The organism is Acidovorax sp. GBBC 1281, from assembly GCF_028473645.1.
Lineage (GTDB): Bacteria > Pseudomonadota > Gammaproteobacteria > Burkholderiales > Burkholderiaceae_C > Paracidovorax.
In genome coordinates this window covers 5,149,234-5,162,363 of record NZ_CP097269.1, presented here as the reverse complement: position 1 = coordinate 5,162,363, position 13,130 = coordinate 5,149,234, and the positions used below count along the sequence as shown (strand labels likewise).

20 protein-coding genes are annotated in these 13,130 nt (G+C 63.5%); 17 read left to right on the top strand and 3 right to left on the bottom strand.

Annotated elements, in window-relative coordinates:
* The first annotated feature begins 22 nt into the window (after positions 1–22).
* The 13 genes from tuf to M5C96_RS24160 all read left to right on the top strand — a co-directional run bounded on the left by tuf (position 23) and on the right by M5C96_RS24160 (position 7,280).
* Positions 23–1,213 carry an elongation factor Tu gene (gene tuf / locus M5C96_RS24220; protein WP_272549654.1) on the top strand — a complete coding sequence of 397 codons (1,191 nt, stop codon included), beginning with the start codon at positions 23–25 and terminating at the stop codon, positions 1,211–1,213.
* A gap of 24 nt (positions 1,214–1,237) precedes the next feature.
* Positions 1,238–1,549 (top strand): 30S ribosomal protein S10, encoded by a 312-nt coding sequence (gene rpsJ, locus M5C96_RS24215; protein WP_005796953.1) that lies wholly within the window; start codon positions 1,238–1,240, stop codon positions 1,547–1,549.
* Positions 1,550–1,767: 218 nt separating this feature from the next.
* Positions 1,768–2,439, top strand: a complete 672-nt coding sequence (rplC, locus tag M5C96_RS24210; RefSeq protein ID WP_272549647.1) for a 50S ribosomal protein L3 — start codon at positions 1,768–1,770, stop codon at positions 2,437–2,439.
* A complete protein-coding gene (gene rplD / locus M5C96_RS24205; RefSeq protein ID WP_092745107.1) occupies positions 2,439–3,059 on the top strand; it encodes a 50S ribosomal protein L4 in 621 nt (206 codons plus the stop codon). Before rplC ends, rplD begins: the two co-directional genes overlap by 1 nt.
* Positions 3,056–3,370, top strand: coding sequence for a 50S ribosomal protein L23 (rplW, locus tag M5C96_RS24200; RefSeq protein WP_272549645.1), 315 nt, complete (start codon positions 3,056–3,058; stop codon positions 3,368–3,370). Before rplD ends, rplW begins: the two co-directional genes overlap by 4 nt.
* Before the next feature lie 2 nt (positions 3,371–3,372).
* Positions 3,373–4,197: a 50S ribosomal protein L2 gene (gene rplB / locus M5C96_RS24195; protein WP_092745109.1), complete on the top strand. Its 825-nt coding sequence runs from the start codon at positions 3,373–3,375 to the stop codon at positions 4,195–4,197.
* Positions 4,198–4,207: 10 nt separating this feature from the next.
* Complete coding sequence (rpsS, locus tag M5C96_RS24190) at positions 4,208–4,486, top strand: 30S ribosomal protein S19 (RefSeq protein WP_272565826.1); 279 nt, start codon at positions 4,208–4,210, stop codon at positions 4,484–4,486.
* 9 nt (positions 4,487–4,495) lie between these two features.
* On the top strand, positions 4,496–4,828 hold the full coding sequence (rplV, locus tag M5C96_RS24185; protein WP_005796970.1) for a 50S ribosomal protein L22: 333 nt from the start codon (positions 4,496–4,498) through the stop codon (positions 4,826–4,828).
* 16 nt (positions 4,829–4,844) lie between these two features.
* On the top strand, positions 4,845–5,729 hold the full coding sequence (rpsC, locus tag M5C96_RS24180) for a 30S ribosomal protein S3 (RefSeq protein WP_272565825.1): 885 nt from the start codon (positions 4,845–4,847) through the stop codon (positions 5,727–5,729).
* A gap of 2 nt (positions 5,730–5,731) precedes the next feature.
* The gene (gene rplP / locus M5C96_RS24175) at positions 5,732–6,148 is read left to right on the top strand and encodes a 50S ribosomal protein L16 (RefSeq protein WP_056662458.1); all 417 of its coding nucleotides are present in this window, start codon (positions 5,732–5,734) and stop codon (positions 6,146–6,148) included.
* Between the two features lie 16 nt (positions 6,149–6,164).
* Entirely contained in the window at positions 6,165–6,362 is a 198-nt protein-coding gene (gene rpmC, locus M5C96_RS24170; protein WP_272549639.1) for a 50S ribosomal protein L29, read from the top strand.
* Between the two features lie 9 nt (positions 6,363–6,371).
* Entirely contained in the window at positions 6,372–6,641 is a 270-nt protein-coding gene (rpsQ, locus tag M5C96_RS24165) for a 30S ribosomal protein S17 (protein ID WP_092745113.1), read from the top strand.
* A gap of 132 nt (positions 6,642–6,773) precedes the next feature.
* On the top strand, positions 6,774–7,280 hold the full coding sequence (locus M5C96_RS24160) for a peroxiredoxin (RefSeq protein WP_272565822.1): 507 nt from the start codon (positions 6,774–6,776) through the stop codon (positions 7,278–7,280).
* Positions 7,281–7,489: 209 nt separating this feature from the next.
* Here M5C96_RS24160 and M5C96_RS24155 read toward each other — a convergent pair whose 3' ends face one another.
* Positions 7,490–7,981 (bottom strand): GNAT family N-acetyltransferase, encoded by a 492-nt coding sequence (locus M5C96_RS24155; protein WP_272565821.1) that lies wholly within the window; start codon positions 7,979–7,981, stop codon positions 7,490–7,492.
* Between the two features lie 93 nt (positions 7,982–8,074).
* Positions 8,075–8,578, bottom strand: coding sequence for a TlpA disulfide reductase family protein (locus tag M5C96_RS24150; protein WP_272565820.1), 504 nt, complete (start codon positions 8,576–8,578; stop codon positions 8,075–8,077).
* Between the two features lie 182 nt (positions 8,579–8,760).
* On the opposite strand from M5C96_RS24150, the gene M5C96_RS24145 reads away from it, so the two are divergent.
* From M5C96_RS24145 to ptsP, 4 genes are all read left to right on the top strand, one after another.
* Positions 8,761–9,306, top strand: coding sequence for a hypothetical protein (locus tag M5C96_RS24145; RefSeq protein WP_272565818.1), 546 nt, complete (start codon positions 8,761–8,763; stop codon positions 9,304–9,306).
* A gap of 97 nt (positions 9,307–9,403) precedes the next feature.
* Positions 9,404–9,859, top strand: a complete 456-nt coding sequence (locus M5C96_RS24140) for a PTS sugar transporter subunit IIA (protein ID WP_272565817.1) — start codon at positions 9,404–9,406, stop codon at positions 9,857–9,859.
* A complete protein-coding gene (locus tag M5C96_RS24135; RefSeq protein WP_272549631.1) occupies positions 9,828–10,097 on the top strand; it encodes an HPr family phosphocarrier protein in 270 nt (89 codons plus the stop codon). Before M5C96_RS24140 ends, M5C96_RS24135 begins: the two co-directional genes overlap by 32 nt.
* Positions 10,098–10,175: 78 nt before the next feature.
* Positions 10,176–11,930: a phosphoenolpyruvate--protein phosphotransferase gene (gene ptsP, locus M5C96_RS24130; RefSeq protein ID WP_272565815.1), complete on the top strand. Its 1,755-nt coding sequence runs from the start codon at positions 10,176–10,178 to the stop codon at positions 11,928–11,930.
* Positions 11,931–12,028: 98 nt separating this feature from the next.
* Here ptsP and M5C96_RS24125 read toward each other — a convergent pair whose 3' ends face one another.
* Positions 12,029–12,841: a TorF family putative porin gene (locus M5C96_RS24125; RefSeq protein WP_272565813.1), complete on the bottom strand. Its 813-nt coding sequence runs from the start codon at positions 12,839–12,841 to the stop codon at positions 12,029–12,031.
* Positions 12,842–13,130 lie beyond the last annotated feature (289 nt).

Sequence of the window (13,130 nt, the reverse complement as noted above, 5' to 3'; positions counted from 1 at the left end):
CATTGCTCTTTGGAGATTCAAAATGGCAAAAGGTAAGTTCGAACGTACCAAGCCCCACGTGAACGTGGGCACCATCGGTCACGTGGACCATGGCAAGACGACGCTGACGGCGGCCATCGCCACGGTGCTGTCCTCCAAGTTCGGCGGCGAAGCCAAGGCATACGACCAGATCGACGCAGCGCCCGAAGAAAAGGCCCGCGGCATCACGATCAATACCGCCCACGTGGAATACGAAACGGCCAACCGCCACTACGCCCACGTGGACTGCCCCGGTCACGCCGACTATGTGAAGAACATGATCACCGGCGCTGCCCAGATGGACGGCGCCATCCTGGTGTGCTCGGCCGCTGACGGCCCCATGCCCCAGACCCGCGAGCACATCCTGCTGGCCCGCCAAGTGGGCGTGCCTTACATCATCGTGTTCCTGAACAAGTGCGACATGGTCGACGACGAAGAGCTGCTTGAACTCGTCGAAATGGAAGTGCGCGAACTCCTGGACAAGTACAACTTCCCAGGCGACGACACCCCCATCATCCGCGGTTCCGCCAAGCTCGCCCTGGAAGGCGACAAGGGCGCCCTGGGTGAAGAAGCCATCATGAAGCTGGCCGAAGCCCTGGACTCGTACATCCCCACGCCCGAGCGCGCTGTGGACGGCGCATTCCTGATGCCCGTGGAAGATGTGTTCTCGATCTCCGGTCGCGGCACCGTGGTGACGGGCCGTATCGAGCGCGGCATCATCAAGGTCGGCGAAGAAATCGAAATCGTCGGTATCCGCGACACGCAAAAGACCACCTGCACGGGCGTGGAAATGTTCCGCAAGCTGCTGGACCAAGGCCAGGCTGGCGACAACGTCGGCCTGCTGCTGCGCGGTACCAAGCGCGAAGACGTGGAACGCGGCCAAGTGCTGTGCAAGCCCAACTCCATCAAGCCGCACACGCACTTCACCGCCGAGGTGTACGTGCTGTCCAAGGACGAAGGTGGCCGTCACACGCCTTTCTTCAACAACTACCGTCCTCAGTTCTACTTCCGCACGACCGACGTGACTGGCGCCATCGAGCTGCCAGCCGACAAGGAAATGGTCATGCCCGGCGACAACGTGTCGATCACCGTCAAGCTGATCAACCCCATCGCCATGGAAGAAGGCCTGCGCTTCGCCATCCGTGAAGGCGGTCGCACCGTCGGCGCCGGCGTCGTGGCCAAGATCATTGCTTAAGCCTCAGGCACAAAGGAACTTGCCATGTCCAAGCAAAAAATCCGCATCCGCCTGAAGGCGTTTGATTACAAGCTGATCGACCAGTCCGCTGCCGAGATCGTTGATACCGCCAAGCGCACCGGCGCCATCGTCAAGGGCCCCGTGCCCCTGCCGACGCGCATGAAGCGTTTCGACATCCTGCGTTCGCCGCACGTCAACAAGACCAGCCGCGACCAGCTCGAAATCCGCACGCACCAGCGCCTGATGGACATCGTCGATCCGACGGACAAGACGGTGGACGCGCTGATGAAGCTCGACCTGCCGGCTGGCGTGGACGTCGAAATCAAGCTGCAGTAATCTGACGGCTCCGGGGCGCGGCGGTTGCTGCGCGCCAACACATAACGCGGACTTGCTTGCAAAAGCAGTCCGCGTTATACTTTGCGGCTTCGCCTTTTTTGCGCTTTGCGTGACGGCGGCGGAGTTTTATCAACCTTCTTTCGCGCACGGCGGTGCAAACGTTGTGCAAACGCTTTGGCCAATTGAAGTCGAGGCGGTGAAAGTTTTGGAGAAAATCAATGAGTCAAAGCAACTCCCAAGGGTTGCTGGGCCGCAAGGTGGGCATGATGCGTCTGTTCACCGATGACGGGGACGCAGTGCCCGTCACGGTGGTGGATGTGTCCAACAACCGCGTGACCCAGGTTAAAACCCAAGAGAACGATGGCTACGTGGCCTTGCAGGTCACGTTTGGTTCGCGCAAGGCATCGCGTGTGACCAAGCCCGCAGCGGGCCATCTGGCAAAGGCCGGCGTCGAAGCCGGCGAAGTGATCCGCGAATTCCGCGTGACCGCTGACGTCGCCGCCCAGTACGCCGTCGGTTCCACCGTCCCCGTGACGCTGTTCACCGTGGGCCAGAAGGTGGACGTGCAAGGCACGTCGATCGGCAAGGGCTACGCTGGCACGATCAAGCGCCACAACATGGCCTCGCAGCGCGCATCGCACGGTAACAGCCGTTCGCACAATGTGCCTGGCTCCATCGGTATGGCACAAGACCCCGGTCGCGTGTTCCCCGGTAAGCGCATGACCGGCCACCTGGGCGATGTCACCAAGACCACGCAAAACCTCGATGTCATCCGCATCGACGAAGCGCGTCAACTGCTCTTGATCAAGGGCGCCATTCCGGGCTCCAAGGGTGGGTTCGTGACGGTGCGTCCAGCAGTCAAGGCCAAAGCTTCCAAGGGAGCGAACTAATGCAGCTCGAACTCCTGAATGACCAAGGCCAGGCCGCATCGAAGTTCGATGCGCCCGAAACCGTGTTCGGTCGCGAATACAACGAAGATCTGGTTCACCAGATCGTGGTGGCTTACCAGGCCAATGCCCGCCAAGGCACGCGTGCTCAAAAAGACCGCGAGCAGGTCAAGCACTCCACCAAGAAGCCTTTCAAGCAAAAAGGCACCGGCCGCGCTCGCGCCGGTATGACCTCCTCGCCTCTGTGGCGTGGGGGCGGTCGCATCTTCCCGAATCTGCCTGAAGAAAACTTCACGCAGAAGATCAACAAGAAGATGTACCGCGCTGGCATGGCAGCGATCTTTTCGCAGCTGGCCCGTGAAGGCCGTCTGGCCGTGGTGGACTCGCTGACGCTGGAAAGCCCCAAGACCAAGGTGCTCGCCGACAAGTTCAAGGCGATGAACCTGCAGTCGGTGATGGTGATCGCCGACGAAGTGGACGAAAACCTGTACCTTGCTTCGCGCAATCTGAAGAACGTGTTCATCGTCGAACCCCGTTACGCAGACCCCGTGTCGCTGGTGCACTACAAGAAAGTGCTCGTCACCAAGGGCGCGATCGACAAACTCAAGGAGATGTTCGCATGAGCACGCCCAAGTTTGACGAAGGTCGTCTGATGCAAGTGCTGGTCGCTCCCATCGTGTCCGAAAAGGCCACCATGGTTGCCGAGAAGTCCAATGCTGTGACGTTCAAGGTGCTGCAGAACGCAACCAAGCCAGAAATCAAGGCCGCTGTGGAATTGATGTTCAAGGTCGAGGTCAAGGGCGTTTCTGTGGTGAACACCAAAGGCAAGGCCAAGCGTTTTGGCAAGACCATGGGCCGTCGCGACAACGTGCGCAAGGCTTATGTCACGCTGCAACCAGGTCAAGAGCTGAACCTGTCCGGGGAGGCCGCGTAATCATGGCCGTCATCAAAATGAAACCCACTTCGCCCGGCCAACGTGCCGTGGTGAAGGTTACCCGTGACCACCTGTACAAGGGTGAAGCGTATGCGCCGCTGCTGGAGCCTCAGTTCCAGAAGGCCGGCCGCAACAACAACGGTCACATCACGACCCGCCACAAGGGCGGCGGTCACAAGCACCACTACCGTGTGGTGGATTTCGTCCGCAACAAGGATGGCATCCCCGCAAAGGTCGAGCGCATTGAATACGATCCGAACCGTACGGCCCACATCGCTCTGGTGTGCTATGCCGACGGCGAGCGCCGTTACATCATTGCCCCCCGTGGTCTGGAAGTCGGCAGCACGCTCCTGAGCGGCTCCGAAGCCCCGATCCGCGCAGGCAACACGCTGCCGATCCGCAACATCCCCGTGGGTTCGACCATCCACTGCATCGAGCTCAAGCCCGGTGCCGGTGCACAGATCGCACGCTCGGCAGGTGCTTCCGCGACGCTGCTGGCCCGTGAAGGCACGTACGCCCAGGTGCGCATGCGCTCTGGCGAAGTGCGCAAGATCCACATCGAGTGCCGTGCAACCATCGGCGAAGTCGCCAACGAAGAGCACAGCCTGCGCCAACTCGGCAAGGCCGGTGTGAAGCGTTGGATGGGTATTCGCCCAACGGTTCGTGGCGTGGCCATGAACCCGGTGGATCACCCTCACGGTGGTGGCGAAGGCCGCACCGGCGAAGGCCGCCATGCAGTCGATCCTTGGGGTAATCTGACCAAGGGTTATCGCACCCGCAACAACAAGCGCACACAAGTGATGATTGTGTCGCGTCGCAAGAAGTAAGGGATAACAAATGACTCGCTCTCTCAAAAAGGGTCCGTTTGTTGACCACCACTTGATGGCAAAGGTCGAAAAGGCCATTGCGACCAAGGACAAGAAACCAGTCAAGACCTGGTCGCGTCGCTCCATGGTTCTGCCCGATTTCATCGGTCTGACCATTGCCGTGCACAACGGCAAGCAGCACGTACCGGTGTATGTCACTGACCAGATGGTGGGCCACAAGCTGGGCGAATTCGCCCTGACGCGCACCTTCAAGGGTCACCCCGCGGACAAGAAAGTCCAGAAGAAGTAAGGAACGACCATGTCTGAAACACGTGCAGTCCTCCGGGGCGTCCGTCTGTCGGTCGACAAGGGCCGTCTGGTCGCTGATCTGATCCGCGGCAAGAAGGTCGACCAGGCTCTGAACATCCTGACGTTCACGCAGAAAAAAGCTGCAGGAATCGTCAAGAAGGTGCTGGAGTCCGCCATCGCCAACGCTGAGCACAACGACGGCGCCGACATCGACGAACTGAAGGTCAAGACCATCTACGTCGAACAAGGCACCACGCTCAAGCGTTTCACCGCGCGCGCCAAAGGCCGCGGCAATCGCATCAGCAAGCCCACGTGCCATGTGTACGTGACGGTTGGCAACTGAAGGCCCGAGGAAGACTATGGGACAGAAAATCCATCCTACCGGCTTCCGCCTGGCGGTCAGCCGCAACTGGGCCAGCCGTTGGTACGCGAGCAACCGTGACTTCGCCGGCATGCTGGCCGAAGACATCAAGGTGCGCGAATACCTAAAGGCCAAGCTGAAGAACGCTGCCGTCTCGCGCATCCTGATCGAGCGCCCCGCCAAGAATGCCCGCATCACCATCTACTCGGCACGTCCGGGCGTGGTGATCGGCAAGAAGGGCGAAGACATCGAGAACCTGAAGAAGGAACTCGCTACGCGTCTGGGCGTGCCGGTCGCAGTGAACATCGAAGAAGTGCGCAAGCCCGAAATCGATGCCAAGCTGATCGCCGACAGCATCACGCAACAGCTGGAAAAGCGGATCATGTTCCGCCGCGCCATGAAGCGCGCCATGCAAAACGCCATGCGTCTGGGTGCCCAGGGCATCAAGATCATGTCGTCCGGCCGTCTGAACGGGATTGAAATCGCCCGTTGCGAGTGGTACCGCGAAGGTCGCGTGCCGCTTCACACCCTGCGCGCCGACATCGACTACGGCACGTCCGAAGCCAAGACCACCTACGGCGTCATCGGCGTCAAGGTCTGGGTCTACAAGGGCGATACGCTGGGCCGCAACGATCTGCCCGCAGTGGAAACACCGCGTCCAGAAGAAGAGCGTCGTCCCCGTGGCCCGCGTCGCGATGGCCGCCCAGGTGGCGATCGTCCGGGTGCAGGCCGTGGTGGTCCACGCCGTCCAGCCGGTGCCAATGCGGCACCTGCAGACGGTAGCGACAAGCCCGCCGGTGCCGGTGGCGCCGATAACACCGCCGTTAAGCGCGTTCGCAAGGTTGACGCGCCCGCTACAGCAGCGGACGGCAAAGGAGAATAAAGATGCTGCAACCCGCTCGCCGCAAGTACCGCAAAGAGCAGAAGGGCCGTAACACCGGCGTTGCCACCCGTGGCAATTCGGTGGCCTTCGGTGACTTCGGCCTGAAGTGCACGGACCGTGGCCGTCTGACGGCCCGCCAGATCGAGGCCGCACGCCGTGCGATCTCCCGTCACGTGAAGCGTGGCGGCCGTATCTGGATCCGCGTGTTCCCCGACAAGCCGATCTCTACCAAGCCCGCCGAAGTTCGGATGGGTAACGGTAAGGGCAACCCCGAGTATTACGTGGCTGAAATTCAGCCCGGCAAGGTGGTGTTCGAGATCGTCGGTGTGCCTGAAGAACTGGCCCGTGAAGCGTTCCGCCTGGCTGCTGCCAAGCTGCCGTTGCGCACCACGTTCGTGGCCCGTCAAATTGGCGCTTAAATTCAGGAGAATCGAAATGACGAAAGCTGCTGAACTGCGCCAAAAAGACGTCGCTGGCATCGAAACCGAAATCAAGTCCTTGCAAAAGGCCCACTTCGGTCTGCGCATGCAGAAGGCCACGCAACAACTGGCAAACACCAATACGCTGCGTATCACCCGTCGGGATATCGCTCGTGCCAAGACCATTCTTGCTGAAAAGCAAGCCGCCAAGTAAGGAGCCCACATGACGGAAGCTAAAAAATCCCTCAAGCGCACCTTGATTGGCAAGGTGGTCAGCGACAAGCGTACGAAGACCGTGACCGTGCTGGTCGAGCGCCGTGTGAAGCACGAGCTCTACGGCAAGATCGTGGCGAAATCCAGCAAGTACCACGCCCATGACGAAAAGGGCGAATACAAGTTGGGTGACACCATCGAGATCACGGAAAGCCGTCCGATCTCCAAGACCAAGAACTGGGTTGCCACCCGTCTGGTCCAGAAGGCCGCACTGGTCTGATTGGCAGATCCTTACAAGCCCTACGGGCTTGTTGGCTGCAAAGCCGCTCAAAACGACCCACAATGCTGGGCCGTTTTGTTTTTTGGGGCCCGCGTTCTGCAGGTCCCTCATTCCACACCCTAGGAGCCCAGCATGATCAAAGTCGGTGAAACCCTGCCTGCCATCACCTTGATGGAATATTCTGAAGTCGAAGGCGACGGTTGCAGCCTCGGTCCCAACCCTGTCGCAGTGGACCAGGCCACCACCGGCAAGACCATCGCGCTATTTGCCGTGCCAGGTGCCTTTACGCCGACCTGTTCCGCCAAGCATGTTCCTGGGTATGTGGAGCAGGCCGAGGCCTTCAAGGCTGCGGGTGTGGACGAGATCTGGTGCCTGAGCGTGAATGACGCGTTCGTGATGGGCGCCTGGGCGCGCGATCAGAAGACCCAGGGCAAGGTGCGCATGCTGGCGGACGGCGATGCTGCTTTTGCCAAGGCCACGGGCCTGACGCTGGATCTGAACGGCAAGGGTCTGGGCCTGCGCAGCAATCGGTATTCGATGCTGGTGAAAGATGGCAAGGTGGCATCGCTGAACATCGAAGCGCCCGGCAAGTTCGAAGTGAGCGACGCGGCGACGCTGTTGGCACAGGCCAAGGGCTGAACACAAAAGGTGCCGTTGGTTCGGGGACGGGAGAGAAAATTGCCCGTTCCGTGTCCAGCGCGATGCGGTTTGTTCGGTGACCTCATCGCATGGCGCTGGTGATGGCAGGACGGTCCCCGGGGTCGATACGGACCGTTGTGCCAAGCACCACGCTGGCCATGGCGGCGAAGGCGCCGGGATGCTCCGCCCCTTCGCGCGCTCGCTGTGCCTTAATCGATATCCGCCTTGAGGTAGTGCGACCCTGCGATGGGGTTGTGATAGTAGGGCGGAATTTCTTCGAAGCCCAGGTCGGCATACAGCGCACGAGCCGATTCCATGCCATCAAGCGTATCGAGCAGCACGCAGGCATATCCCGCTTGCCGCGCCGCATCGAGAATGGCCTCTGCCAGTTGCCGGCCGAGACCGAAACCGCGGAATGCCTTGCGCACATACAGGCGCTTCATTTCGCTGGCGTTGGGGTAATCGGCGTTGTCCATGGGGCGCAGGGCACAGCAGCCCGCGATGGCACCGTCCACTTCCGCCAGCAGGAGCTGGCCACGCGGCGGTGCATAGTCCGCCGGCAGAGTGGCCAGTTCGGCCTCGAAGTTCTGGAAATACAGGTCGATGCCCAAGCTGTCGGCATATTCCCGGAAGATGTCGCGCACAGCGTCCATCTCAGCCGGAAGGGTCGGCGTCAGCAGGGCCACGGAGGGCTGGTCCACAGGCGGTTGCTAGGAACGAAGGAGTTGCCAGTGTAGCGGGCTCTGCCCGGCCCATTCAACCGGCGGTTGGCCGCCCAAGCCGTGGAGCGGGGATCAGGTCTCTGCCAGCAGGCGCTCGATGAGCCGATGGAGCTCGGGGAAGTCGGGAGCCCCGACATAGGTCTTGACGATCTCGCCGCGCTTGTTGACGATGAAGGTGGACGGGGTGAGCTTGACGTCACCCCAAGCCTGGGCCACCGCGCCGGTGTTGTCGATGGCGACCTTGAACGGCAGTTGGCGGGTTTCGGCGAAATTCACCACATAGCTCGGTGGGTCGTAGCTCATGGCGACGGCCAAGGTGTCGAAGCCCTGTGCCCGGTACTTCTGGTAGGTCGCCACGACCTCGGGCATCTCTGCCACGCAGGTGACGCAACTGGTGGCCCAGAAGTTGACCAGGGTGACCTGGCCGTGCAGATCGGCGGTGGTCTTCTTGGAGCCGTCCAGCAGCACAAAGGTCGACTGCGGTGCCTGGGACGTGCCGGCGCCCAGGAACACGAAGGCGCCGATGCCTGCGAATGCCGCCACTGCCGCGGCGCCCAACCAATGCTTGATGCCCATTGCGCTCTTTCCACCTGTGTCTGCACGGTGCGTGCAGCTGTCTGTCGACATTTTGCCGGACGGTCCGAATCTTCGGGGTGATGGAGCGCAAGGCCCTGCGAAAGTTCGCTGATCCTGCGAGGCCGAGGCCCCGGACCGGCTTGCCACGGCAGGCCCATTGCGGCACTCCGGATAATGCGCGGATGCATTGCCCAATTGGTATCGCCTCTGCGCTGGCCCTGCTGCTCGCCGGCTGCAGCCCCGCGCTGAACTGGCGCAGCGTGCCACTCGAAAGCGCCGGCCTCACGGTGCTGCTGCCTTGCAAGCCGGATCACGCCACACGGCCGGTGGATCTGGGTGGGCGGCCCGCGGATCTGGCCATGGTGGGCTGCGAGGCCGATGGCGCGACGTTTGCCGTTTCGCACATGGTGGTCGAAGACCCCTCGCAGGCGGGCGCTGTCCTCGCGCAGTGGCGGGCGGCGGTGCTGGCACGCATGCAGGCGCCGGCGGCAGGGGATGCCGAAGCGGGTGCTGTTGCCTTCGTGCCGGCCGGTGCCTTGGCCCTGCCGCAGTCGGTGCGGCTGCAAGCCCAGGGGCGGCGCAGCGACGGCGGTGCGGTGACCGCGCAAGCCGTCTGGTTTGCCCGCATGGAAGGGCGGCAGGCGCGTCTGTACCACGCGGTGGTCTATACGGCCGCCCCGCGCATGGCGGTCGCGGACACGTTCTTTGCCGGACTGGCGCTGCCATGATCGGAGTCGCCTCTCCTTCCTCAGGCCTCGCGCGCGGGCTGCGAATGCCCATCGAGGGCTGCACGCGGCGCCATAATGCGGTTCACTCCATTGCCCCATGAGCAGCACGCGCATCCTCATCATCGCCCACTCCCCGCTGGCCCATGCGCTGCGCGAGTGCGCTCTCCATGTGTTTCCCGACTGTGGCGAGGAGGTGCTCGCGTTCGACGTGCATCCCCACACGCCGCCCGAAGAGACCCTGGCCACCGCACGCATCCTGCTGGCCTCGCACGAAGGCGATTCGCCCACGCTGGTGCTGACCGACGTATTCGGCGCCACGCCGTGCAACGTCGCGCAGCGCCTGGTGGATGGCGAGCATTCGCGGCTGGTCACCGGTGTGAATCTGCCCATGCTGCTGCGCACCGTGAGCTACCGGCACGAACCGCTGGAGGCGCTCGTTTCTCGCGCGGTGGTCGGCGGCACCCAGGGCGTGATGCAGGTGGCGATCTCGGCCCCGCAGAACCAGATACGACGTTCCCACCATGATCAAGACGACCATCACCATCAGCAATAAGCTGGGCCTGCATGCCCGGGCGTCCGCCAAGCTCACGAAGCTGGCAGGCAGTTTTCCGTGCGATGTCTGGCTGGCCAAGGGCGAGCGGCGCATCAATGCCAAAAGCATCATGGGCGTCATGATGCTGGCCGCGGGGCTGGGCTCGACGGTCGAATTGGAGACCAACGGCGCGCAGGAGCAGGAAGCCATGGATGCGCTTCGGGCCCTGATTGACGGCAAGTTCGGCGAAGGGGAGTGATGTGCGGCCCGCGCTGATCGCCTGCCGCGCCGCCTGCCAGCCTGCGCGCGCCGCGGGCAGGCCAGGAGCGCCAGCGCCATGACGTTCGCCGTCCACGGTCTGGCGGTCGCCCGCGGCATCGCCATCGGGCGCGCCGTGCTGGTCGCGTCGAGCCGCGTGGACGTGGCGCACTATTTCATCGACGCGGACCAGGTCGGCGCGGAGATCGTGCGCGTGCGCAACGGCCGCAACGCCGTGGTGGAGGAGCTGCAGCGCCTGCAGGCCGAGATGCCGCACGATGCGCCCCCCGAACTGGCGGCGCTGCTCGACGTGCACATGATGCTGCTGCAGGACGAGGCGCTGGTGAGCGGCGTCAAGCACTGGATCACCGACCGCCTCTACAACGCCGAATGGGCGCTGACCACCCAGCTGGAGGTCATCGCGCGCCAGTTCGACGAGATGGAGGACGAGTACCTGCGCGAGCGCAAGGCCGATCTGGAGCAGGTGGTGGAACGCGTCCTACGCCACATGAAAGGCGTGGCCAGCCCGGTGGCGCCGCCGCCCAGCAGCCCCCGCCGCAGCAACCAGCAGGACCTGCTGCTGGACGACACGGTGGACGTGCCCCTCGTGCTGGTGGCCCACGACCTGTCGCCGGCCGACATGCTGCAGTTCAAGAAGAGCGTGTTCGCCGGTTTCGTGACGGACGTGGGCGGCAAGACCTCGCACACGGCCATCGTGGCGCGCAGCATGGACATCCCCGCGGTGGTGGGCGCGCGCGCCGCCAGCCAGCTGGTGCGGCAGGACGACTGGGTCATCATCGACGGCGATGCCGGCGTGATGATCGTGGACCCGTCGCCCATCATCTTGGCCGAATACGGTTTCCGCCAGCGCCAGACCACGCTGGAGCGCGAGCGCCTGTCGCGCCTGCGCCATACCCCGGCGGTCACGCTGGATGGGCAGAAGATCGAGCTGCTGGCCAACATCGAGCAGCCTGCCGACGCGGCCGCTGCGCTGCGCGGCGGCGCTGCGGGCGTGGGCCTGTTCCGCAGCGAATTCATGTTCATGGGGCGCAACGGCCACCTGCCGGGTGAGGAAGAGCAGTACCAGGCCTACCGCGAGGCGGTGCAGGGCATGAACGGCATGCCCGTCACGCTGCGCACCATCGACGTGGGGGCCGACAAGCCGCTCGACAAGGGCTACAAGGACAGCTACCTGAACCCCGCGCTCGGCCTGCGCGCCATCCGCTGGAGCCTGGCCGATCCGGCCATGTTCCGCACGCAGCTGCGCGCCGTGCTGCGCGCGGCCGTGCATGGCCCGGTGAACCTGCTGTTCCCGATGCTCGCGCACGTGAGCGAGATCCAGCAGACCCTCGCCCAGGTGGAGATGGCCCGCGCCGAGCTGGATGCGCGCGGCGTGGCGCATGGGCCGGTGCAACTGGGGGCGATGATCGAGGTGCCGGCCGCCGCGCTCATGGTGCGCAGCTTCCTGAAGTACTTCGACTTCCTGTCGATCGGCACCAACGACCTGATCCAGTACACCCTGGCCATCGACCGCGCCGACGAGGCCGTGGCCCACCTCTACGACCCCCTGCACCCCGCCGTGCTGCAGCTGGTGGCCCAGGTGATTGCCGAGGGCGAGCGCCAGGGCAAGAGCGTGTGCGTGTGCGGTGAGACGGCAGGCGACGTCTCCATGACGCGGCTGCTGCTGGGCCTGGGCCTGCGCAGCTTTTCCATGCACCCGGCGCAGATCCTCGCGGTCAAGCAGGAGGTGCTGCGCGCCGACACCCGCAAGCTCGGGCCGTGGGCGCAGGGCGTGCTCGCCTCGGACGACCCGGCCGCGCTGCTGGCCGAATAGATTGCTATAAATTTAATAGCTAAGGAGGCAATGAATCTCCTGGCGTCGGGCCTGTTTGACCGGATGCCGCTGCGCCAGCCTTGCCGGCGGTGCTCCCGTCAGAAAACCTGGGCCAGCGTGACGATGAGGCGCCCTTTGTTGGGCGAGTAGCGCGCGGCATCCGCTGCCGGGCCGGTGGCGGCCGCATAGGCGGCCTGCCGGTTGGCCCCTTGCAATGCCCCGGTGAGCGAGAGCCCGCCGCCGAAGTCGTAGGCCGCTCCGACCTGGTAATCGACGTAGCTGGGCCATCCCAGGCGGCGGATGTCTCCGGCCATTCGCGTATAGCCGATGGCGGCTTTCAAGCTGAGCTGCGCGCCCAGCGCGTGGCTGTACGCCAGGTTCACATAGCCCGTGTTGCGCCCCGACAGGCCCGAGCCCGTCCGGGCGCCCGCATAGCCGAAATAGTCGTCCGACACCGTGTGCGAGTACTTGAGCGTGAACGTGCCCAGGGCTTCGTCGGCATGGGTGGCGCTGGCATACAGCTCGGTGGTGTTGCCGCTGCGGTTGCCGGGGTAGAGGTAGGCGAGGGCGCCCACGTCGAGATCGGTGGCACCGGCCTTCCATTTGTAGCCGCCGTAGAGGTCGCTCTCCAGGTGGTTGCCGCGCAGCCAGTTCACGCTGGCGTTCCAGTTGCCCACGTACCAGCCACTGTCACCGAAGGCGTAGTCGACTCCGCCCTGCACCGCCGGCTTGAAGGCGCCGGTCTTGGCGAACTGGTTCGAACGGAGCATGTCCTGGTCCTGCCCGCGGAACTTGTAGTTCGAAGTGAGGGCGATGTTGCCGGTGAACTGGGCGTGGGCCAGCAGCGGCAGCGCCGCGCACAGGGCGGCGGCCAGGGGAAGGGCTCGGAAAACGGGAAAAGGGGTCGTCATGGCTTCACGCGGTCGTTGGAAAAGCGCAAAGCGTAGGCAGGCACCCGTAAAAACGGTGTCAAAAGCATGGCTCCGCCCATCAAGAATCGGTAACGGCACCCCGCCGCCGTGCGTTTTTACGGCGCGTTTACGCCCCATGCCCCAGTCTGTGCACCCTTTTTACGGCCGCCTTCCGAGAATCGATTCCATCGTTTTGATGCAGGAGTCAGAGATGGACATCGTGTGGATTGCAGCGCTCGTGGCGCTGTGGGTGGCCATGGCGGAGGCCGTGGTGCTGCTGGGCCGGTTC